The sequence below is a fragment of the Jiangella alkaliphila genome (genome assembly GCF_900105925.1).
Taxonomy (GTDB): domain Bacteria; phylum Actinomycetota; class Actinomycetes; order Jiangellales; family Jiangellaceae; genus Jiangella; species Jiangella alkaliphila.
The window spans coordinates 1,920,180-1,940,267 of record NZ_LT629791.1; the positions used below are offsets into that span (position 1 = coordinate 1,920,180).

A 20,088-nucleotide genomic window follows, 5' to 3' on the forward strand; every position below is an offset into this window, starting at 1 on the left:
CCCGGCCCGGCGGAGGGTGGAAGCATGACCACTCAGAATCTCGCACTCGACATCGCCGGGCACTGGATCGGCGGCGCCGTCACGACGGGCGGCGGGACCATGGACGTCGTCAGCCCGGTCGACGGCACCGTCGTCGCGACCGTGCCGCGCGGCACCGCCGCCGACGTCGACCACGCCGTCGCGGCCGCAAGGGCCGCGCTGCCGCACTGGTCGTCGACCAGCCCGGCCGATCGCGGCGCCGTCCTGCACCGGCTGGCCGGCGAGCTGGCCGCCCGCCGGGAGTCCATCGCCCGCGCCGTCACCGCGGAGATCGGCGCGCCGATCGCGCTGTCGCGGGCCGCGCACGCCGGCTTCCCGGTCGCCGTCACCGAGGCGGTGGCGAGCCTCGCCGACCGGATCAACTGGACCGAGGAGATCGGGAACTCGCTGGTCGTCCGCGAGCCGGTGGGCGTCGTCGGTGCGATCACGCCGTGGAACTTCCCGCTCCAGCAGGTGATCACCAAGATCGCCCCGACGCTGCTGGCCGGCAACACCATCGTGCTCAAGCCGGCCGAGACCGCGCCGCTGACGGCGCCGATGCTGGCCGAGGCGGCCGCCGCGGCGGGGCTGCCCGGCGGCGTGCTGAACATCGTCTACGGCGTCGGCGGGGTCGTCGGCGAGGCGATCACCACCCACCCCGGCATCGACATGGTCTCGTTCACCGGCTCGACCGCCGTCGGCAAGCGGATCGCCGTCGCGGCGTCGGCCACGGTCAAGCGGGTCGCCCTGGAGCTGGGCGGCAAGACCGCGAACATCGTCCTGCCCGACGCCGACGTGGACCACGCCGTCGCCGAGACACTCCGGTACGGGTGGACGAACAGCGGCCAGGCCTGCGGGGCGTGGACCCGGCTGCTGGTGCCCGCCGGCCGGCACGACGAGATCGTCGCGAAGCTGGTCGCCGAGGCCGCCGCCTACACCGTCGGGGACCCGTGGGACGAGGGCACCCGCATCGGCCCGCTCGCGTCGCAGGCCCAGTGGGAGCGGGTCAACGGCTACATCGAGCGGGGCGTCGCCGACGGCCTCGACCTCGTGTTCGGCGGGCCGGGCCGGGTCCCCGGCTTCGAGTCGGGCGCGTTCATCCGGCCGACGATCTTCGCCGGCGTCGACCCGCGGTCGGTCGTCGCCCAGGAGGAGATCTTCGGGCCGGTGCTCAGCGTGATCCCGTACGGCTCGGAGAACGAAGCTGTCGAGATCGCCGACGGGACGATCTACGGCCTCGGCGCCGCGGTCTTCGGCGAGCGCGACCATGCCCTGGCCGTCGCCCGGCGGCTCGCGGCCGGGCAGGTCTACGTCAACGGCGCGCCGTTCAACCCGCTCGCGCCGTTCGGCGGCTACAAGCAGTCCGGCACCGGGCGCGAGATGGGCCGCGCCGGCGTCGAGGAGTTCACCGAGCTCAAGGCGATCCAGCTCTGACGGCGGGCCTGCCGAGCGGCCAGCTGGTCAGCACCCGGGAGCGGTGCGGCTCGTACCAGGCGAGGTCGACCCGGTCCGCCACGCAGGCCACGGGCACGGCGTGGCCGAGCCGGGACCGGGTCGACTCGACCGACACCTCGGCCGAAGTCTGGTCGAGGGTGACGTGCGGGACGATCTCGGGGAACGCGCCGCCGTAGGGCGGAAACTGCGGGAACGCCGCGACGAACCGCTCGGTGAGTGTCCGGAACGGGTCGTCCGGCTCCGGTGCGAGGTAGATGACGCCGTTCGGGAACGTCTCCAGCCGGTGCAGCGTGAACGCGATCGGCGCCGTCGGCGCGACGATGCCCGCCGCCACCTCCAGCGCCTCCGGGTCCGGCGCGGGCAGGAACGGCGCCAGCACGGTGAGGTGCGCGTGCGTGAAGCCGGGGTCAGGCGAGAGGTACGCGGGATCGTAGTGCTCGAACCGGCCCCGGACGAACGGCTCCACGGCCGGCACGGGGATCTGCAGGACGGTGAAGCCCCGCCTATCCGTCGGCCCAGGCGCGCAGCACGTGCGCGGCCGCCTCCTCGGCCGTCCAGCCGTAGCCGTCGGCCCGGCGCCGCAGCCGCTTGCGGTCGCGCTTGGACAGCGGCACGACGAGGTCGGCGTCGTCGTCGACGGCGTGCGCCTTCTTCTTCTGCTTCTTCACCGCCTTGGCGACGGCGGCTTCGTCGACGGCCAGCGAGGAGAGGTGCGGCGCGGCCGAGCGGACGGTGCCGTCGGAGCCGCGGACCAGGGCAGGCCGCGGCGCGGGCAGGGACGAGCTCACAGCGACACCTCGAGATTCGGACCGGGCAACGGCATCTTGCGCCCTCCAGTCACGTGCGGGCCTGGACCGACGGGCCACGAGGACCTCCGGCCCCCGATGTCCCGCCGGTATTGCCCGGCCCTCATCGGGACACCTCGAGATTCGGACCGGGCAACGGCATCTTGCGCCCTCCGGTCACGTGCGGGCCTGGACCGACGGGCCACGAGGACCTCCGGCCCCCGATGTCCCGCCGGTATTGCCCGGCCCTCATCGGGATGCCCCCTTCGAGAACGGGCCGGCGCCGGCCCCGGCCGAGCTCAGCAGCAGCGCGAGGTAGCCGGCGAAGATGCGGCTGACCTCGCGGGCGCCGGGGGACGGCCAGCGTTGGATCGGCACCGCCGCACCCTGGGCCCGGGCGATGGCCGAGCGCTCCGGCACGACGGGGTCGATGACGAGGTCGCGGTAGGCGGCGATCAGCTCGTCGACCCGGAACCGGTGCTCGGCGGCGCCGGCGCGGAACCGGTTGACGACGATGCCGGCCGGCCGCAGCCGCAGGTTGTGCGCGCTGCGGACGGCGTCGACGGCGTCGAGCGCCTGCTGCGCGCCGGCCAGGGCGAACGCCGTGGGCTCGGTGACGATGAGCGCGGTGTCGCTGGCCGCCAGCGCGTTGCGGGTGAGCTCGGCCAGGCTGGGCGGGCAGTCGATCAGCACGAGGTCGGCGTCGCGCAGACCGGCGAGCGCGGAGCGCACGTGGTGCCGGCCGGGCGCGCCGTCGGCCGGATGGTTACGCCGCTCGAGTGCGGGCTCACCGGCCAGGACGCGGACCTCCTTGCCCCAGCCGCTGACCGCGAGGGCGTCGCCGATGGCCACCGGGCGGTCGCCGGTGAGGACGTCGTTGGCGGTGAACTCGACGCCGTCGGGCGCGAGCACTGTGGTGGCGTTGCCCTGCGGATCGAGGTCGACGACGACGCAGCGCACGCTCTGAGCGGCGGCGGCGCCGGCCAGCCCGAGCGTGACGGACGTCTTCCCGACGCCGCCTTTGAGGCTCAGAACGCTGACCACCGGCACTCCGTGAGTCTCCCACGAGTCACGGCCGACGTCTCGGTCCCTGGCCGGGCAGCTCAGCGAAACCGGAAACGAGACGCGGTCGCGATAAGCTCGAAGCATCAACCCGGACCCCGGCGGGTTGCGAGATGTGAACGATGCGAGGAGAGCCGGCCGGTGAGCGACCTCATCGATACGACAGAGATGTACCTCAAGACGATCTTCGAACTCGAAGAGGAAGGCATCGTCCCCCTTCGCGCGCGCATCGCCGAGCGCCTGCACCAGTCTGGTCCCACCGTCAGCCAGACGGTCGCGCGCATGGAGCGCGACGGCCTGCTGCACGTCGACGAGGACCGCCACCTGGAGCTGTCCGAGAAGGGCCGGCTGCTGGCTATGCGGGTCATGCGCAAGCACCGGCTGGTCGAGCGGCTGCTGGTCGACGTCATCGGGCTCGACTGGGAGCTGGTGCACAACGAGGCCTGCCGCTGGGAGCACGTGGTCTCCGAGGCGGTCGAGCGCCGCCTGGTCGACCTCCTCCACGAGCCGGCCGCCGACCCCTACGGCAACCCGATCCCGGGCCTGGCCGAGCTGGGCAGCGCCACGGTCGTCGAGGAGTTCCGGGCCGGCGTCCGGCAGCTGCGTCAGGCCGGCACCACCGACGGCGCCGAGGTCACCGTCCGGCACATCGGCGAGCCGCTGCAGGTCGACGAGAAGCTGCTGGCCAGCCTGCGCGAGGCCGAGATCATCCCCGGCCGTACCGTGCGGGCCACCACGACCGACAACGGCGTCCAGGTGCGCAGCGCCGAGACCGTCGAGCTGTCCGCCGCCGACGCCGCGCACATCTTCGTGAGCGTCCCGTGAGCGCGGCCGAGGTCACGGTCGACGAGCTCGCGGCGCAGTGGAAGAGCGGCGACGCGGCCATCGTCGACGTCCGCGAGCCGGGCGAGTACGTCGAGGCGCACATCCCGGGCGTGCAGCTGATCCCGATGGGCTCGGTCATCGAGCAGATCGACGACCTCCCGCGCGACCGCACGGTGTACGTCGTGTGCGCGGTCGGCGGGCGCAGTGCGCAGGTGGCCGACTACCTCGACGCGCAGGGCTACGACGTCCGCAACGTCGCCGGCGGCACGAACGCATGGGTCCGCGCCGGGCACCCGGTCGAGACCGGCCTGCCGGAGTAACCAGGAGACGATCGAGCAGCGGGCGGCCGTGCGGCCGCCCGCTCTTTCGCTCCTGAGGGGTGGGTCAGAGCCGGCGGACGTGCCGCACCAGCATGGCCGGGGTCTCACGGGCCCCGCGGCCCTGCGGCGCCACGACGCCGGTGATCTCGACGTCGTCGCCCAGCTCGGCGGCGTTGTCGAACGGACCGAGCAGCTCGAACCGCTCGCCGGCGGCGTCGAGCTCGATGAAACCCTCACGCTGGGCGAGCACGAGCTTGCCCCGTCGGGTGACCGCGGTGAGCGGGTCGGCGAAGTCCGTCATGGTGTCGAACTGACTCCTCGTCATGAGCACTGAGTATGGATGGCGGGTTCGGCCGCCGTCCGGGAAATGCCCGGATTGGTCCCGGGTATGCGGGTGAGCTGCCTCTCACGCGTCGTGGAACAGCGCGCTGACCGACTCGCCGTTGTGGATCCGGCGGATCGCCTCGGCCAGCAGCGGGGCCACCGACAGCACCGTCAGCTTGGGGTGCGAGGCGCCGTCGGCGAGCGGGACGGTGTTGGTGCAGACGATCTCCTCGACGTCGGGCTGGTCGCCGAGCCGGCGCAGCGCGTCGCCGGCGAACAGCCCGTGGGTGCAGGCGATGCGGATGGACCGGGCGTCGCGCTCGCGCAGCCGGTCCATCAGCTCGACCAGCGTGCTGCCCTTCGCGATCTCGTCGTCGAGCACGATGATGTCGCGGCCGGCCACCTCGCCGATGATCGCGGTGATGGTCACCTTGTCGTCGGCGAAACGCTGCTTCGCACCGGCCGCGACCGGGACGCCGAGCATGCGCGCGAACGCCGATGCCGGCTTGGCGTTGCCGAGGTCGGGGGAGACGACGATCGTGTTGGAGAGGTCGCGGCCCTGGAAGTGCGCCGCCAGCTCGCGCAGCGCGTGCAGCTGGTCGACCGGCACGCTGAAGAACCCGTGCACCTGCGGCGAGTGCAGCGTCATCGCCAGCACGCGGTTGGCGCCCGCCGTGGTCAGCAGGTCGGCCATCAGCCGGCCGCCGATCGAGATGCGCGGCGCGTCCTTCTTGTCCGACCGCGCGTAGGCATAGTGCGGCATGACGACGGTGATCCGCGCGGCCGACGCGCCCCGGGCGGCGTCGAGCATGAGGAACAGCTCGACCAGGTGCTCCTGGACCGGCGGGACGATCGGCTGGATCAGGAAGACGTCGTGCTCACGGCAGTTCGCCTGCAGCTGCACCTCGAGGCAGTCGTTGGCGAAGCGCTGGATGCGGACGGGGTTGAGGGCGGCGCCCAGCTGTGCGCAGATCTCGGCGGCAAGCTCCGGGTGGGCGCTGCCACTGAACACGGCGATGTCTCGCATGGTCGGTGCCCTCTCTCGCGTCGAGTCGGCGTGGTTCGGGGGCGTGGTCGGCCGGCCGCGGCTGCCGCCGTCGCGAGCATCTCACAGGTGCGGCGCGCGCCCGTCATGCGGAGCGACGATGGCCGCGACGATGTCGCCGAGCTGCTCGACCTGCTCCGGCGTGAGCGGGTCGAACAGGATGCTGCGGACCTCCTCGACGTGTCCTGGCGCGGCTTCGGCCAGCACCGTGAAGCCGTCGTCGGTGAGCGAGGCGAGGGTGGTGCGGCCGTCCGTGTCGTGCTTGCGGCGACGCACCCAGCCGGTCTGTTCCAGCCGCGACACCGCGTGCGACAGGCGGCTCGGCGACGAGGCGACCATGCGGGCCAGCTGCGACATCGTCAGCTCGCGGTTCGGCGCCTCGGAGAGCATGGCGAGGATCATGTAATAGGCATGCGGCATGCCGGCGTCGCGTTGCAACTGCCGGTCCAGCGACGCCCATAACAACTGGTTCGCCAGCAGGTAGGTCCGCCACACCTTCTGTTCGTCGTCAGTCAGCCACCGTGTCACCTTCACGGCGCACAGCATACGATGATGGTTGAGAGTTCAACTTTCCGCCCATGAGGGCGGCAGACGAGAAGGAGGCGCCGTGGAGGTCAAGGAGCTGGGGCACATCGTGCTCTATGTGCGCGACATCGGCCGCTCGGTGGCGTTCTATCGCGACGTGCTCGGCTGGCGGCAGGTGCTGCCCAAGGCCGGCGGCGACGGCGGCCCGCTGCCGATGCCGTTCGCCATGTTCAACGCGCCGTCCGGACGGACCCATCACGAGCTGCTGCTGATCGAGGTGGGCCCGGACGCGGCCGCGCTGCCGGCCGGGCGCCGGGTCGGGCTGTACCACTTCGGGCTGAAGATCGGCACGTCCGACGACGAGCTGCGCGCGGCGCTGCGGACGCTGCGCGAGGCCGGCGCGACGGTGCTCGGCGCGACCGACCACGTCGTCACGCACAGCCTCTACATCGCCGACCCTGACGGCAACGAGATCGAGCTCTATGTCGACGTGCCGGGCATGGACTGGGAGGACGCGGACCTGCTGGCGTCGCCGCCCCGCGCGCTGCAGCTCTGAGCGTCAGGCGGCTCAGAGATCGGCCCGCGCGCTGGACTCGGCCAGGATCTCCAGCAGCGCGGTCGTGGCGGGCGGGTCGGGCGGGTCGCCGTACGTGGCGGCGTAGATCTGGCGGGCGTTGCCGGTCAGCGGCGCGGCGTGAATGCCCGGCGACTGGTGGGCGAGCAGCGCGAGTCCGTTGACGATGGCGACCCCCATGCCGGCGGCCACCAGCGACTGGGTGATGACGGTGTCGTCGCAGAAGAAGGCGAAGCGTGGCGCGAAGCCGGCCCGCTCGCAGGCAGCGACGGTGGCGGCGCGGCAGCGTTCGCAGCCGCCGACCCAGGCGGAGTCGCGGTGGTCCTCGAGGCGCTGGTCGGGCCGGTCGCTGACGAGGTAGATGGGGTCGTCCAGCAGGTGGGTGAGCCGGATGCCGTCCTCCTCCAGCGGGCTGTCGGCGTGCCGGAAGATCAGCGCGAGGTCGACCTGCCCGGCCCGCAGCAGCTTCAGGCCGTCGGACGGATGGGCGTCGACGAGGTTCAGCTCGATGCCCGGGTGCCGCCGGGACAGCTCGGCGGCCGCCTTCGGCACCAGGGTGCTGAGGACCGTCTGGAAGCCGGCCAGCCGGACCCGTCCGGCCCGCAGCCCGACCCGGGCGGCCAGCTCGGCCGAGGCGGCGTCGAGCCGGCCCAGGATCTCGGTCGCGCGTTGCGCCAGCAGCTCGCCCTCGGGGGTGAGCCGGATGCCACGGCCCACGCGCTGGATGAGCTTGGCTCCGGTGGCGGCCTCCAGCCGGGCCAGATGGTGACTGACCGAGGGCTGGGAGTAGTGCAGTTCCTTCGCGGCCTCGGTCACCGACCGGTGCCGGGCGACCGCGTCCAGGACCTTGAGCTGGGTCAGGTTCAGCATCGATCAAGTTTATCGATGAGATCCGGGCAGATTTGGCATTTGACGTCATGAAATGGGGCCACGACGATCGGCTGCATGAGCGACACACCAGCCACGTCTCGCGCCCGCGTCCACAACTTCGCCATCTCCCTCGACGGCTTCGGCACCGGCGCGGATCAGAGCGCCGACGCCCACTTCGGCCACGCCGGAGACCGGCTGCACCGATGGATGTTCGCCACCCGGTGGTGGGACGCCGACGGCGGAAGTGGCGGCGTCGACGACTCGTTCGTCCAGCGGCACGACCCGGGCATCGGCGCCGAGATCATGGGCGCGGGGAAGTGGGGCCACCCCGGCTGGGAGGACGACCCGGACTGGAAGGGCGCCTGGGGTCCCAACCCGCCGTTCCACACCCCGGTCTTCGTCCTCACCCACCACCCGCGCCCGTCGATCGAGATGGAGGGCGGCACGACCTTCCACTTCCTCGACGCCTCGCCGGCCGAGGCGCTCGCGACCGCCCGCGAGGCCGCCGGCGGCCAGGACGTCCGCATCGGGGGCGGCCCCAGCGTGATCCGCGACTTCCTCGCCGCCAGGCTCATCGACCACCTGCACGTCGCGGTGGTCCCGATCCTGCTCGGCCGGGGCGTGCGCCTCTGGGACGGACTGGAGGGCCTCGAGAACGACTACCGGGTCGAGGCCACCTCCGCGCCCAGCGGCGTCACGCACGTGACGTTCACCCGCGCCGGTCGCTGACCGCCTGTGGCGTCTCGGCGCAGGCGTGCGGATCGACGTGCAGAATGGCTCCCACGAGGCGACGAGGAGACGGTGTCATGGGTGAGCTGCACGTCAATATGAACGTCACGCTCGACGGCGTGATCCAGGCCAACGGCGGTCCTAGCGAGCAGGACAAGGACTTCGAGTACGCCGGCTGGGAGCGCCCGTACTGGGACGACGAGTCCGGCGAGCAACTGGACGCCGACGTGCAGGCATCCGACGCGCTGCTGCTGGGTCGCACGACATACGACATCTTCCGCGCCTACTGGCCGGGCCAGCCCAACGAGATCGGCCGGGCCTTCGACCGGGTGCCCAAGTACGTCGCGTCGCGTGGCACGCCGGAGCTGTCCTGGGACGCCAGCACCCAGGTCACCGATGCGGCCGCCGGGGTCCGTGACCTGCGGGAGCGGCATCAGCAGATCCACACGTGGGGCAGTGGGGACCTGCTGCGGACCCTGTTCCGCGAGGGCCTGGTCGACCAGGTGAACCTGTGGATGTATCCGGTGGTGATCGGCCAGGGCAAGCGGCTCTTTCCCGAGGGCACGACGGCCACACGGTTCGAGCCGGCCGAGCCGCCGAGGTCCTTCCCGGGCGGGGCGACGCTGCTGCGCTACCGCCGCCTGGAAGGTCCCCCGGAGGTCGGTTAGTGCCAGTTGCTGATCTGGACGTCGTCCGGCGCCGGCTTGCCGGCGCCGGTCTCGACCAGTTCCTTGAGACTCATCAGGAACGTGCCCCACTTCGTGCTGCAGTGGTACATGAACTCGACCGGCTCCTTCCAGCCCTCCTGGCTGAACAGCACGATCGTGTAGTCGTCCTCCTGCTTCAGCTGGAACCGGACGTGCGTGCCGATCCACTCCTCGGGGCCGGCGACGACCTCCCAGTGGACCAGCTCGCCGGGCACGGTCTTCAGGACCTTCATGTCGAAGCCGTCCTCGCCCTGCGGGCGGTCGAACCGGAACCGGATGACGTCGTCGCCGGCGCTGGTGGTCTTCTCGGTCCACCAGCCCGACAGCCCGTCGATCGTGGTCAGGGCCGTGTAGACGGCGTCGGGCGAGGCGATGACTCCGACGCGGTGCAAGATGTCGACCATCTCGATACCTTCTTCCTGGGTGACGCCCGGATTCCGGGCGCGCTTCAGCGACGCCGCCACGGTCGTGACGGCGGGTGTGGTGCGTAGAGCGGTCAGGCCTGACGGCGGCGCTGGATCTCTTCGGAGATGCGCTTGATGCGGTCGAGCCGGGTGTCCCAGGTGGCGCCGACCGACGTCAGCTGCGCGATCGCTCGGGCCAGCTGGGCCTCGTCGATGTCGTAGCGGCGCTCGCGGCCGGACGGCGTGCCGTGCGCCAGCCCGGCCCGGTCGAGGACGCCGAGGTGCTTGGCCACCGCCTGCCGCGTGACCGGCAGCCGTTCGCTCAGCGTCGTCGCGGTGCCGCCGCCGTCGGCCAGCAGCAGGTCGATGATCCGCCGCCGGGTCGGGTCGCCGACCGCCGACCAGAGCTCGTCGTCGATCGTGCCGGTCACGGCGCCGACACCAGCCGCTCGAGGTAGCTGCTGAGGCGGGGCAGGAAGTAGTCCCAGCCGATGGTGTGGTCGCGGTAGGTCTCCTCGAGCACGGCCGCCTCCCAGCCACGCTCGCGGTAGCCCGTCTCGGTGAACCGCAGCAGCGTGCCCACGCCGGCCGGCACCAGCTCGAACGTCACCAGCAGCGACGTGCCGGGCGCCGGGGCCACGCCGTCGTCGTAGACCCACCGGAACGCGAACCGCCGCGGCGGATCGGCCTCGACGACGGTGATCTCCTGGACCTTGGCGTCCGGTGCGGACGGGTCGCCGAACGTGACAGTGCCAGTGGCGCCGGGCACTGGGACGAGGTCGGCGTCGTCGGGCCACCACTCGCGCAGGTGCTCCGGCCTGCTGACGACTTCGTAGACGATCTCGGGCGCGGCCTCGATGCGGATCTCGCGCTCGATGCTGCCGTACTCCATCGCACTGTCCCGTTCTCTCGCAACGTTTGGTTGCGTATCACTGTAGGACGATTCGCGGCGACGCGCAACCCTTGGTTGCGCTACGACTGGAGTATGAGCGTGGCGCGACGGGCCGGCGCCTCGCCGGGGGCGCCGGCGCGGTTGCCGGACGGCTCGGCCGGTGGCCCGACGGCGAAGCCGAGCGCGCGCAGGAACTCCTGCCCCTGCGGCCAGCTGTCGTGCGCCGACGCCGTGACGGTGTCGAGGCCTGTCTCGCGCGCCTCGGCCAGCAGGACCTTCGCGACGGCGACGCCGAGCCCGCGGCGGCGGTGCGACGGCGCGATGAGGAACAGGCCGACGGCGGCGGCCGTACGGTGCGGGAACCCGAGCACGGCGTCGATCAGCCCGACGATCTTGTCGCCGTCACGGATCGTGAACAGCCGCTTGTCCTCGAACGACGCGCCCTCGGGCAGGGCGTAGAAGAGACTCTGCACGTCACCGGGCCCGGACGGGGTGCCGTTGACGGCCTCGAACCAGTCGTCGCAGGCGGCGAAGAGCTCCAGGAGGCCGGGCTCGTCGTCAGGCTCCAGCTGCTCCCGCACGACGATGGGGCCGAAGTCGGTGGGGACGGTCCAGATCACCGTGTCACCCTAGCCGCGGCCGGGGCGCGTCGCGGAACCACGGCCGGGCTCCAGGCGTCTGATCATCGTGAGGGTGAACCGGGTGTTGACGGCTGCCGCGGCGGCGGCGGTCCTGCTGCTGGCGGGGTGCGGCGACGACGTGCCGGCGACGGGTGGCGACGACCCGACCGAGGAGGTCACGCCGACCGGCGATCCCAGCGGCAGCCCGACGTCGCCCACGGACCCGACCACTCCCACCGGCGACCCCACCGACCTCCCCAGCGATGATCCGTCGGGCCTGCCGACCGACCCGGGCACGACGCCGCCGTCGGACACCCCCGTGCCGCAGCCCACCACCACGCCCGGCTCGCTCCAGCTGTCCGGTTTCCCGACGCCGGGGGTCGAGTCGGGCTGCTGGCTGCTCGACGGCTACCTGCTGATGGGCGGCGACCAGGAGCTGATCTCGTCCGGCCGCGAGGTGCAGATCACCGGCGAGGCGCAGCCGGGCATCCTGACCACCTGCCAGCAGGGCACGCCGTTCCGCGTCGACTCCGTGGTCGCGATCGAGCCATGACCCGGTGACACCGCCGCGACCCCGATGGGACCCCGGGGACGCGAACGGCCGGGGTGGTCCGTCTGGACCACCCCGGCCGTCGGTGTGAGTTCGCCGCGATGTCAGGCGGCGCGCTGCACCTCGATGCGCGTGGGCGAGGTGCCCGCGTAGACGCCGGCGACCGTCACCGTCAGCACACCGGCGTCGTAGCCGGCGCTGACGGCGCTCGGGTCGGCCGCGACCGGCAGCGCCACCGTGCGGCGGAAGCTGCCGTACCGGACCTCACGGACCCGGTGGCCGTTGGCGTTCTCGTCGCGGGTGTCCTTGCGCTCGCCGCGCACGACCAGCCGGCGCCCCTCGACCTCGACGGTGACGTCGTTCTCCGGGTCCAGGCCCGGCAGGTCGAAGCGGGCCACCAGGTCGTCGCCCTCGCGAGCGAGGTCGGCGGCGGGCGCGAAGCCCTTGACGGAGCCGGCCGTGACGGGCGCGTCCCAGAAGCTGCGGAACAGGCGGTCGACGTCGGCGAACGGTGCGAGTGTGGTGCTCATGGCGACTCTCCTTGTCAGTCCAAGTACCTGGGATCACCAGGTCTGACCGCTACAACTTGAGTCGACCACGCTCAATTCCGGCGTTCGCCGTGGGCGATGCGCCGCAGTTCTACGCGGTGGCGCGGTGGCCGAGGTGAACGCTGCGCGCGCTGAGCGAGTACACGTCGTCGCGGTGGCCGAGCCAGGCGTCGTCGGCGGGGTCGAGCAGCCGGTCCCAGGCCGCCGTGTCCGACGGCCGCAGTTCGCCGTCGACGTCGGCGCGGTCGACGCGGTGCCGCAGGCTCAGCAGTACAGAGCGCAGGTCCGCCTCGCACAGCGGCACCGGGCGCTCGAACGTGAACGTCTTGGTGGCGACGTCGACGAGCCCGGCGCGGCGCAGCGCGGTGGGCCAGCCGTATGGCATCGCGACGCTGCCCGGGACGCCGGCGCGCATGCGGGCGAACCAGCGGTCCTCGGCGGCGGCCAGCCGGACCTCGAGGCCGGGGTCGCCGACCCCGACGTCCCACGGCAGGTGCTGCGCGGGCAGGCCGCCCTCGGCCAGCGCCAGCCGGCCGCCGGGTGCCAGCAGCGCCGCCAGCGCGTCGATGGCGGCCTGCTGGTCGGCGAGGTGGTGGATCGACGACGACGCCCAGATGATGTCCGCGCCGCGGACCACCCAGGGCAGTACGGCGAGGTCGGTGTCGAGGTCGGCGCGCAGCAGCCTGATGTGGCCGTCGTCGATGCCGGTCTGGGTGATGCGCCGGCGCGCGGCGTCCAGCACGTCGCCGTCGCCGTCGACCCCGACGACGAACGCGGCCGGCGGCAGTGCGGCACCCAGTGCGACGGCCATGCCCGCCCCGCCGCAGCCGATGTCGACGGCCAGCCGGTCGTGCGGGCGGGCCAGTTCGCGGGCCACCGACGCGTACCACTCCGCGTCGTCGGCGACGGCGGCGCACAGCCGCTCGGCCTCGTCGGCCCAGTTGATGACGATGGCGCTGTGGTCGAGGTTCATCTGTCGGCCCCCCTCGGCGCGGCGTCGTTGCCGGCCTGGACCTCTCGCGGTGGGTCAGCCGCAGCCGCAGGCACCGCCGCAGCAGCCTCCGCCGCCACCCGACGGGGCGGCGCCGGCGCGTCCGGACAGGCCCACGGTGGTGAGCAGCTTCACGGTGTCGTCGTGCCCGGCCGGGCACGGTGCCGCAGCACCCGCGTCGGCCATCGGGCGGACGACGTCGAAGGTCGAGCCGCAAGCGCGGCAGCGGAACTCGTAGGTCGGCACGTCGTCGAGGATACCGGCCGGCGCCTTGGGCGGGAATGTCAGGACGCGTCGGTGTGTTGTTGAGAACGACAATCAGAAGGAGGCTGTCGTGAAGAAGAACATCCACCCCGACTACCGGCCGGTGGTCTACCGCGACGCCGAGGCAGGCCTGGCGTTCCTGACCCGTTCGACCGCTCACACCGAGCAGACCGTCGACTGGGAGGACGGCAACACCTACCCCGTCGTGGACGTCCAGATCTCGTCCGCGAGCCACCCGTTCTACTCGGGCAAGGCGCGGGTCCTGGACTCCGCGGGCCAGGTGGAGAAGTTCCGCCGGCGCTACAGCGCGAGCTCGGCGGCCTGACCCAGCAAGTAGGACCGCTCGACGTCGTTGGCGGTCAAGGCGGCGGCCTCCTCGTAGGAGGCCGCCGCTTCCGCGTTCCGGCCCAGCCGCCGCAGCAGGTCGGCCCGGACCGCGGGCACCCCGTAATACCCGGCCAGCCGCGTGTCGGCGGCCAGCACCGCCACGTCGTCCAGCGTCGCGGCCGGACCGGTGACGTGTGACCGCGCGGCCGCCCGGGCCAGCTCCGTCACCGGCGACGGAGCCGCGACCAGCAGCAGGTCGTAGAGCGCGACGACCTGGGCCCAGTCGGTCGCCTCGTACGACGGCGCCTCCGAGTGCACCGCCGCGATCGCCGCGTGCAGTGCGTACGGCCCGGCCCGTCCCGGCGTGGTCCGCCGCATCGCCCGCGCGGCCAGCTCGCAGCCGGCCTCGATCAGCCCGCGGTCCCAGCGGGACCGGTCCTGCGCCGACAGCAGCACCAGCCCGCCGTCGCCGTCCACCCGCCCCGCACTTCGCGCCGCGGCCAGCCGCACCGTCGCCAGCAGGCCGAGCACCTCAGCCTCGTCCGGCATCAGCTCGGCCAGCACCTCCGCCAGCTCGGTCGCCGTCCGGACCAGCTCCGGCCGGCCGAGCGACGCGCCGCGCGACGCCGTGTGCCCCTCGGTGAGCAGCAACGACACCACCGCCAGCGCGGCGGGCAGCCGGTCCGGCAGCTCGTGCTCCGCCGGCACCCGATACGGGATGCCGGCGGCCTGGATCTTCCTCTTCGCCCGCGTCAGCCGGGCCGCCATCGTCGGCTGCGAGACCAGGAACAGCCGTGCGACGTCCGGCGTCGGCACGCCGCAGACCAGTCGCAACGTCAGCGCGACCCGGGCGGGCAGCGACAGTGCCGCGTGGCAGCAGGTGAAGATCAATCGCAGCCGCTCGTCACCTAGAGGCTCCGGAGCCGCCGCCCCGTCGTCGTCGCCGGGCACGATCAGCAGCGGCAACTTGCGGGCCAGCGTCTGTTCTCGCCGCAAGGCGTCCAGGGCACGGTTGCGTGCGACGGTCGTCAGCCAGGCGGTGGTGTCGTCCGGCACGCCTCGTGCGGGCCAGAGCTCGACGGCCGCGGCGAACGCCTCCTGGACGGCGTCCTCGGCGGCGCCGAGGTCGCGGGTGACGCGCACCACCGTGGCCAGGACCCGGGCCCAGCCACGCCGGTGCGCGTCGGCGACTGCAGCGACCGCGACAGCCATGGGGCCGGCCGCGTCGGTCACCTCCCGATGTCCCACAGCGGCCGGATCTCCGTGCCGCTCCCGGTGGGGCAGTGCCGGGCGATCTCGATGGCGTCGTCGAGGTCGGCGGCCTCGACGATGTAGAAGCCGGCGAGGTTCTCCTTGAGCTCGACATACGGGCCGTCCGTCACCAGCATGTCCTCGCCGGCGCCGGCGGGGCGCAACGTCGTCGCCGTCGCCGCCGCGTCCAGCGCCTCGCCGGAGTACGCGATGCCGCGGCCCTCCAGGTAGGCGACGAACGCGCCGTGCTCGTCGAGCGCCGCGTCGCGCTGCTCCGCCGGTACCGCGTCCCAGTCGGTGTCCTGCTCGAACAACATCAGCATGTACTTCATGACGCCTCGTCCTTCCGTCTCGGTGCTGTCTATCACCCTTGACGAACGAGGCGTCCGGGAATCGACATAGGCTCTGCGGCAACGAGCGGAGGTGCCATGAGCGAGCAGGTCGAGGTCGTCGTCCTGGGGCTCGGCGTCGGGGGCGAGCAGGTCGCCGGGACGCTGGCCGAGGCGGGGTTGAACGTGGTCGGCATCGAGGGCCGGCTGGTGGGCGGCGAGTGCCCCTACTACGCCTGCGTGCCCACGAAGATGATGGTGCGGGCGGCCGGCCTGCTCGCCGAGACCCGCCGCGTCGACGGCATGGCCGGGCACGCCGAGGTCACGCCCGACTGGGGCCCGGTCGCCGCGCGCATCCGCGACGAGGCCACCGACGACTGGAACGACCAGGTCGCCGTCGACCGCTTCACCGGCAAGGGCGGCCACTTCGTCCGCGGCTGGGGGCGGCTGACCGGACCGGGCCGGGTCGAGGTCGACGGGACGGTGTACGAGGCCAGCCGCGGGGTGGTCATCGGTACCGGCTCGGCGCCGTTCGTGCCGTCCATCGACGGCCTCGAGGGCACGCCGTACTGGACCAACCGCGACGCCGTCCAGGTCAAGGAGCTGCCGGCGTCGATGATCGTGCTCGGCGGCGGCCCCGTCGGGCTGGAGCTGACGCAGGCGTTCGCCCGGTTCGGCGTGCGGGTCACCGTCGTCGAGCGGTCCGAGCGGCTGCTCCACCTCGAGGAGCCCGAGTCCGGCGAGCTGGCGGCCCAGGTGCTGTCGGCCGAGGGCATCGACGTCCGCACCGGCACCGGGGCCGATGCGGTGCGGCACGACGGCGAGCGGTTCACCGTCACGCTCGACGACGGCGCCGAGGTGAGCGCCGAGAAGCTGCTGGTGGCGGTCGGCCGGCAGTGCGACCTCGCGGCCCTCGGCGTCGACACCGTGGGGCTCGACGCGTCGGCCGAGTTCGTCGAGGTCGACGACTACCTGCGGGCCGCAGACCGGCTGTGGGCGGTCGGCGACGTCGCGGGGCACGGCGCGTTCACGCACATGGCCACCTACCAGGCTGACATCGTCAGCCGCGACATCCTGGGCCAGGACGGCCCGCCGGCCGACTACCGCTCGCTGCCCCGGGTGACGTTCACCGACCCCGAGATCGGCGGCGTCGGCCTCACCGAGGCGCAGGCGCGCGCGGCCGGGCTCGACGTCCGCACCGGCAGCACGCAGGTGGCGTCCACGTCGCGCGGCTGGATCCACAAGGCCGGCAACGAGGGCTTCATCAAGCTGGTCGCCGACGCCAGCCAGGGCGTCCTGGTGGGCGCCACGTCGGCCGGCCCCACCGGTGGCGAGGTGCTGGGCGCGCTGGCGGTCGCGGTGCACGGCCGGGTGCCGGTCGAGCAGCTGCGGCACATGATCTACGCCTACCCGACGATCTACCGCGGCATTCAGGACGCGCTGCGCGAGATCGACCTCGGCTGACGGGTCCTACGAGAGCCCGTGGAGGGCGGGCAAGACCGGTGGTGAGAGGGGGCCGGAGGCCTCCTCGAGATCACCGGTGCGCGGCGAAGGGAGCGGTGCTGATCGCTGGGGCTTGCCCGACGTCCACACTCAGGACAACCAGCCCATCGGGTCGGTGAAGTTGCCGTTCACCAGCACCTCGAAGTGCAGGTGGCAGCCGGTCGACGACCCCGTGGTGCCGACCCGGCCGATGAGGTCGCCGGCCGCCACGGACTGACCGGGGCTGGAGCTGAACGCCGACAGGTGGTTGTACGTCGTGGTGACGTCAACGCCGTCGACGGTGCCGTGCGAGACCTCGATGCGGTTGCCGTAGGCGCCCTCGTAGCCGGTGGACTCGACCGTGCCCGGGTAGGCCGCGTACACCGGGGTGCCGCAGGCCGCGCCGAAGTCGGTGCCGCTGTGCAGCTTGTACACGCCGGTCAGCGGGTGCACGCGCATGCCGTAGGGCGACGTGATGTTGCCGCTGGACGGGCGCTGGAAGACGCCGTCGCCGCTGGGCGGGGGCGCGTCGGTCTCGCCCTCGTCGCGGTCGCCGCGGTCGGGCTGGTTCTCGGCCGCCTCGCGCTCACGCTCGGCCTCCTCGGCCGCGGCGTGCACCTCGCGCATCTCCTGCAGCTGCTCGCTGGCGGTGGCGGCGGCCGCCGAGGCGTCGTCGAGGGCGGCGGTGGCCTGCTCGGACAGCTCCGAGGCGGTGGACGCGGACTCCTCGGCGGCGGCCACGTGGCCGTCGGCCCGGCTGGCGGCGTCGGTGGCGTTGGCGCGCGACTCGGCCGCCTCGGCGAGGACGCTGTCCTGGACCCGCATCAGCTCGGAGACGCCGGTCGACCGGGCCTCGAACTCGTCGGGGTCGGCGATGCCGAGTTGCATGAGCCCGGTGAGCTCGGAGTTGTTCATGTAGGCGTGCGCCGCCAGTCGGCCCAGCGTCTCGCGGGCGGCCTCGGCCGACGCGGCGGCGTCGGTGCTCTCGCCGCGGGCCCGCTCGGCCCGGGCGGTCGCCTGGTCGGCGGCGGTCCGGGCGTCGGCGGCGGCCTGGCTGGCCTGCTCGGCGCGCTGCTGCGCGGCCGCCTCGGCCTCCTGCGCCTCGGTGAACGCGGCCTGCGCGGACTCGAGGTCGGCCTGAGCCTCCTCGACCGAGGGCACGGTGGAAGCGGCACGGAGATCGGGCGCTGCCGTCGAGGACGTCATTCCCCAGGTGAGACATCCGGCGGTCACGGCTGCGGCCACGATCGGCCCCAGTGATCGTCTCGTCACTCGGGGCCCTTCCTGTCTGCGGTCATCGGCGGCTACTGTAAGCGGGCTTTGCCCGATATACAACCGATGGCTGTAATGGCGGGAGGTCGTCGTGCTCGACGCCGGAGCCGAGTTGGAGGCCTCGCTACGCCCTCTGACCTGGCCCGATGCCGAGCTGGTCGCCGGTGGCGGCAACTACCTACGTACCGCTGGAACCTGGGTCTACACGGCCTCTCGCAGACCGGTCCCGGGCGCCGAGGACGTGACGTTCGGACGCCGCTACGGCGGCACCCCGCGGGCCGCCCGCGACGACGGCGAGTTCATCCTGCTGGACCGCGACTGGGTCGACGGCCCCGACGCGCGCCCGGAGCTGCGCTGGTGCATCCCGCTGGGGACGCTCGACCCCGCGTCGGCGACCGTGGACGTCCCGGTGGACGAGATCCTGGCGCGGTCCGCGGTCGTGGTGGGCCTGTGGGCGCCTGAGCTCGACCCGGCGGCGCTCCTGACGGCGTCGTCGATCGCCCGCCTGCTCGGCGTCACCCGGAGCACCGTCAACGCCTACCACGCCCGCCAGCAGATGCCGCCGCCGGTCGCGACGCTGGGCCAGCGGGTCCCGCTGTGGACCCGGCCGGTCATCGACCACTGGGCCGCCCGCCAGACCCGGCGCCGCCGTCCCCTCGCCCCCTGACGCCCCCGCCCGCCCAAGTTGATCTTGGAGTTGTGCGGCAATTGCGGGGCGAAATGTCCGGGTAGATGGCCGCACAACTCCAAGATCAACTTCGGGGTGGTGGGGTGAGTAGGGCGTCGATGGCGGCGGGGGCGTAGACCTGACCCACCACCAGGGCGGCCATGCCGACGGCGGCCGGGTGGTGGGCCGTGCTCGGCACGATGTCGAGGTCGCCGGTGAGCCGGTCCAGCGCGTCGGCCCGCACGGCCTCGCGCACCTCGTCCACCACCGGGGGTAGCCGACCCAGCGCGCCGCCGAGCACGATGGTCTGCGGGTTCACCAGCGCGACCAGCCCGGCCAGCGTCCGGCCGAGCAGCCGCGCGCCGTCGCGCAGACCGGCCGACCCCGCCAGCCGCACGGCGAGGTCGTCCGACGACGACGGCGTCACGCCGCGGCGCCGCAGTAGCGCGTAGCCCGACGCGTACGCCGCCAGGCACCCCGTCCGCCCGCACCGGCACACCGGCGCACCGGCGTCGGCAGACATCCGGATGTGCCCGACGTCGCCGGCCGCGCCGTCGAACCCGCTCAGCAGCGTGCCGTCCAGCACCAGCCCGGCGCCGATCCCGTGCGCGTACTTCACCGCGAGCAGCGGCGTCGTGCCGGGCCGCTCGGCCGCCTCGCCGAGCGCGTGCGCGCGGGCGTCGTTCTCCAGCAGGACGGGGACCGGCCAGCGCCCGCCGACGAACGCGGCGATCGGGAAGCCGTCCCAGCCGGGCATGACGGTCGCGGGGCGCAGCAGCCCGGTGACCGGCGACACCGGCCCGGGCAGCGCGACGCCGACGCCCACGAGCGTCTCGTCCGCACCCGACGCCAGCAGCGCGGCGCCCGCGTCGCACACCGTCGCCAGCACCCTGCCCGGCGGCCCGGCGACGTCCAGCGGCAGCTCGCGTTCGCGCAGGCTGCGCCCGGTGAGGTCGGTGACGGCGATGCGCCCGGTGTGGTGGTCGAGGTCGAGGACGAGCACGACACGGCCCTGGTCGGCGAACCGGATCAGCGCCGCCGGACGTCCGCCGGTCGGCCCGGCCGGGCCCGCCTCGTGCACCAGTCCGGCGCGGAACAGCGCGTCCAGGCGCTCGAACAGCGTCATCCGCGACAGCCCGGTCTCGGCCAGCAGCTGTCGCCGGGTCCAGTCGGCGCGCGTGCGGATCAGCTGCAGGAGCCACCCGGGCGAGTTGCCGGCCGCCGCCACGGTCACCCCTTACGTCCAGTGATT

General features: G+C 73.1%; 28 protein-coding genes. 10 read left to right on the forward strand and 18 right to left on the reverse strand.

All coding sequences use genetic code 11. The features are described 5' to 3' along the window. The first annotated feature begins 24 nt into the window (after positions 1–24). Positions 25–1,452, forward strand: coding sequence for an aldehyde dehydrogenase family protein (locus BLV05_RS09005; protein ID WP_046770206.1), 1,428 nt, complete (start codon positions 25–27; stop codon positions 1,450–1,452). Here BLV05_RS09005 and BLV05_RS09010 read toward each other — a convergent pair. The 3 genes from BLV05_RS09010 to BLV05_RS09020 all read right to left on the reverse strand — a co-directional run bounded on the left by BLV05_RS09010 (position 1,433) and on the right by BLV05_RS09020 (position 3,302). Continuing rightward, positions 1,433–1,939 (reverse strand): 2'-5' RNA ligase family protein, encoded by a 507-nt coding sequence (locus BLV05_RS09010; RefSeq protein ID WP_197683592.1) that lies wholly within the window; start codon positions 1,937–1,939, stop codon positions 1,433–1,435. The two genes, BLV05_RS09005 and BLV05_RS09010, sit on opposite strands and share 20 nt — an antisense overlap. 37 nt (positions 1,940–1,976) lie before the next feature. After that, positions 1,977–2,261, reverse strand: coding sequence for a hypothetical protein (locus BLV05_RS09015; protein WP_046770208.1), 285 nt, complete (start codon positions 2,259–2,261; stop codon positions 1,977–1,979). Positions 2,262–2,507: 246 nt separating this feature from the next. Continuing rightward, complete coding sequence (locus tag BLV05_RS09020) at positions 2,508–3,302, reverse strand: ParA family protein (RefSeq protein ID WP_197683593.1); 795 nt, start codon at positions 3,300–3,302, stop codon at positions 2,508–2,510. A gap of 159 nt (positions 3,303–3,461) precedes the next feature. On the opposite strand from BLV05_RS09020, the gene BLV05_RS09025 reads away from it, so the two are divergent. Together BLV05_RS09025 and BLV05_RS09030 are read left to right on the forward strand one after the other, a co-directional pair. After that, entirely contained in the window at positions 3,462–4,145 is a 684-nt protein-coding gene (locus BLV05_RS09025) for a metal-dependent transcriptional regulator (protein ID WP_046770210.1), read from the forward strand. Beyond that, positions 4,142–4,465, forward strand: coding sequence for a rhodanese-like domain-containing protein (locus tag BLV05_RS09030; protein WP_046770211.1), 324 nt, complete (start codon positions 4,142–4,144; stop codon positions 4,463–4,465). Before BLV05_RS09025 ends, BLV05_RS09030 begins: the two co-directional genes overlap by 4 nt. 64 nt (positions 4,466–4,529) lie before the next feature. On the opposite strand, the gene BLV05_RS09035 is transcribed toward BLV05_RS09030, so the two are convergent. The 3 genes from BLV05_RS09035 to BLV05_RS09045 form a co-directional block, all read right to left on the reverse strand. Beyond that, a complete protein-coding gene (locus BLV05_RS09035; RefSeq protein WP_152690869.1) occupies positions 4,530–4,790 on the reverse strand; it encodes a hypothetical protein in 261 nt (86 codons plus the stop codon). 81 nt (positions 4,791–4,871) lie between these two features. Then, positions 4,872–5,816 (reverse strand): ribose-phosphate diphosphokinase, encoded by a 945-nt coding sequence (locus tag BLV05_RS09040; protein WP_046770213.1) that lies wholly within the window; start codon positions 5,814–5,816, stop codon positions 4,872–4,874. An 81-nt stretch (positions 5,817–5,897) separates the two neighbouring features. Then, on the reverse strand, positions 5,898–6,368 hold the full coding sequence (locus BLV05_RS09045; RefSeq protein WP_197683594.1) for a MarR family winged helix-turn-helix transcriptional regulator: 471 nt from the start codon (positions 6,366–6,368) through the stop codon (positions 5,898–5,900). A gap of 73 nt (positions 6,369–6,441) precedes the next feature. On the opposite strand from BLV05_RS09045, the gene BLV05_RS09050 reads away from it, so the two are divergent. Continuing rightward, the gene (locus BLV05_RS09050; RefSeq protein ID WP_046770215.1) at positions 6,442–6,915 is read left to right on the forward strand and encodes a VOC family protein; all 474 of its coding nucleotides are present in this window, start codon (positions 6,442–6,444) and stop codon (positions 6,913–6,915) included. 12 nt (positions 6,916–6,927) lie between these two features. On the opposite strand, the gene BLV05_RS09055 is transcribed toward BLV05_RS09050, so the two are convergent. After that, positions 6,928–7,803, reverse strand: coding sequence for a LysR family transcriptional regulator (locus BLV05_RS09055; RefSeq protein WP_046770216.1), 876 nt, complete (start codon positions 7,801–7,803; stop codon positions 6,928–6,930). Positions 7,804–7,878: 75 nt separating this feature from the next. Between BLV05_RS09055 and BLV05_RS09060 the strand changes: the two genes are divergently transcribed. Next, on the forward strand, positions 7,879–8,532 hold the full coding sequence (locus BLV05_RS09060; protein WP_046770217.1) for a dihydrofolate reductase family protein: 654 nt from the start codon (positions 7,879–7,881) through the stop codon (positions 8,530–8,532). A gap of 77 nt (positions 8,533–8,609) precedes the next feature. Next, positions 8,610–9,200, forward strand: coding sequence for a dihydrofolate reductase family protein (locus BLV05_RS09065; RefSeq protein WP_046770218.1), 591 nt, complete (start codon positions 8,610–8,612; stop codon positions 9,198–9,200). Here BLV05_RS09065 and BLV05_RS09070 read toward each other — a convergent pair. From BLV05_RS09070 to BLV05_RS09085, 4 genes are all read right to left on the reverse strand, one after another. After that, positions 9,197–9,643, reverse strand: coding sequence for an SRPBCC family protein (locus BLV05_RS09070; RefSeq protein ID WP_046770331.1), 447 nt, complete (start codon positions 9,641–9,643; stop codon positions 9,197–9,199). The two genes, BLV05_RS09065 and BLV05_RS09070, sit on opposite strands and share 4 nt — an antisense overlap. 92 nt (positions 9,644–9,735) lie before the next feature. Next, entirely contained in the window at positions 9,736–10,074 is a 339-nt protein-coding gene (locus BLV05_RS09075; protein WP_046770219.1) for an ArsR/SmtB family transcription factor, read from the reverse strand. Beyond that, positions 10,071–10,535 carry an SRPBCC domain-containing protein gene (locus BLV05_RS09080; RefSeq protein WP_046770220.1) on the reverse strand — a complete coding sequence of 155 codons (465 nt, stop codon included), beginning with the start codon at positions 10,533–10,535 and terminating at the stop codon, positions 10,071–10,073. The genes BLV05_RS09075 and BLV05_RS09080 overlap by 4 nt, the downstream gene beginning before the upstream one ends. Before the next feature lie 80 nt (positions 10,536–10,615). Further along, positions 10,616–11,155 carry a GNAT family N-acetyltransferase gene (locus tag BLV05_RS09085; protein ID WP_052762697.1) on the reverse strand — a complete coding sequence of 180 codons (540 nt, stop codon included), beginning with the start codon at positions 11,153–11,155 and terminating at the stop codon, positions 10,616–10,618. Between the two features lie 73 nt (positions 11,156–11,228). On the opposite strand from BLV05_RS09085, the gene BLV05_RS09090 reads away from it, so the two are divergent. Further along, complete coding sequence (locus BLV05_RS09090) at positions 11,229–11,708, forward strand: hypothetical protein (protein ID WP_052762698.1); 480 nt, start codon at positions 11,229–11,231, stop codon at positions 11,706–11,708. A 101-nt stretch (positions 11,709–11,809) separates the two neighbouring features. Here BLV05_RS09090 and BLV05_RS09095 read toward each other — a convergent pair whose 3' ends face one another. The 3 genes from BLV05_RS09095 to BLV05_RS09105 all read right to left on the reverse strand — a co-directional run bounded on the left by BLV05_RS09095 (position 11,810) and on the right by BLV05_RS09105 (position 13,490). Beyond that, positions 11,810–12,235, reverse strand: coding sequence for an Hsp20/alpha crystallin family protein (locus BLV05_RS09095; RefSeq protein ID WP_046770221.1), 426 nt, complete (start codon positions 12,233–12,235; stop codon positions 11,810–11,812). A 109-nt stretch (positions 12,236–12,344) separates the two neighbouring features. Then, positions 12,345–13,226, reverse strand: a complete 882-nt coding sequence (locus BLV05_RS09100) for a methyltransferase (protein ID WP_046770222.1) — start codon at positions 13,224–13,226, stop codon at positions 12,345–12,347. 54 nt (positions 13,227–13,280) lie between these two features. Beyond that, a complete protein-coding gene (locus BLV05_RS09105) occupies positions 13,281–13,490 on the reverse strand; it encodes an FmdB family zinc ribbon protein (RefSeq protein WP_046770223.1) in 210 nt (69 codons plus the stop codon). A gap of 88 nt (positions 13,491–13,578) precedes the next feature. On the opposite strand from BLV05_RS09105, the gene BLV05_RS09110 reads away from it, so the two are divergent. Beyond that, on the forward strand, positions 13,579–13,833 hold the full coding sequence (locus BLV05_RS09110; RefSeq protein WP_046770224.1) for a type B 50S ribosomal protein L31: 255 nt from the start codon (positions 13,579–13,581) through the stop codon (positions 13,831–13,833). Here the strand turns inward: BLV05_RS09110 and BLV05_RS09115 are convergent. Continuing rightward, positions 13,809–15,047 carry an RNA polymerase sigma factor gene (locus BLV05_RS09115; RefSeq protein ID WP_046770334.1) on the reverse strand — a complete coding sequence of 413 codons (1,239 nt, stop codon included), beginning with the start codon at positions 15,045–15,047 and terminating at the stop codon, positions 13,809–13,811. The genes BLV05_RS09110 and BLV05_RS09115 overlap by 25 nt on opposite strands. Before the next feature lie 17 nt (positions 15,048–15,064). Further along, a complete protein-coding gene (locus tag BLV05_RS09120; RefSeq protein ID WP_046770225.1) occupies positions 15,065–15,418 on the reverse strand; it encodes a YciI family protein in 354 nt (117 codons plus the stop codon). Positions 15,419–15,514: 96 nt separating this feature from the next. On the opposite strand from BLV05_RS09120, the gene BLV05_RS09125 reads away from it, so the two are divergent. Next, the gene (locus BLV05_RS09125; RefSeq protein WP_046770226.1) at positions 15,515–16,879 is read left to right on the forward strand and encodes a dihydrolipoyl dehydrogenase family protein; all 1,365 of its coding nucleotides are present in this window, start codon (positions 15,515–15,517) and stop codon (positions 16,877–16,879) included. A gap of 129 nt (positions 16,880–17,008) precedes the next feature. Here the strand turns inward: BLV05_RS09125 and BLV05_RS09130 are convergent, their stop codons facing one another. Then, positions 17,009–18,058, reverse strand: a complete 1,050-nt coding sequence (locus tag BLV05_RS09130) for a M23 family metallopeptidase (RefSeq protein ID WP_052762699.1) — start codon at positions 18,056–18,058, stop codon at positions 17,009–17,011. A 202-nt stretch (positions 18,059–18,260) separates the two neighbouring features. Between BLV05_RS09130 and BLV05_RS09135 the strand changes: the two genes are divergently transcribed. After that, positions 18,261–18,836 (forward strand): helix-turn-helix transcriptional regulator, encoded by a 576-nt coding sequence (locus tag BLV05_RS09135; protein ID WP_046770227.1) that lies wholly within the window; start codon positions 18,261–18,263, stop codon positions 18,834–18,836. A gap of 85 nt (positions 18,837–18,921) precedes the next feature. Here the strand turns inward: BLV05_RS09135 and BLV05_RS09140 are convergent, their stop codons facing one another. Next, complete coding sequence (locus BLV05_RS09140; RefSeq protein WP_052762700.1) at positions 18,922–20,070, reverse strand: ROK family transcriptional regulator; 1,149 nt, start codon at positions 20,068–20,070, stop codon at positions 18,922–18,924. Between the last annotated feature and the right edge of the window lie 18 nt (positions 20,071–20,088).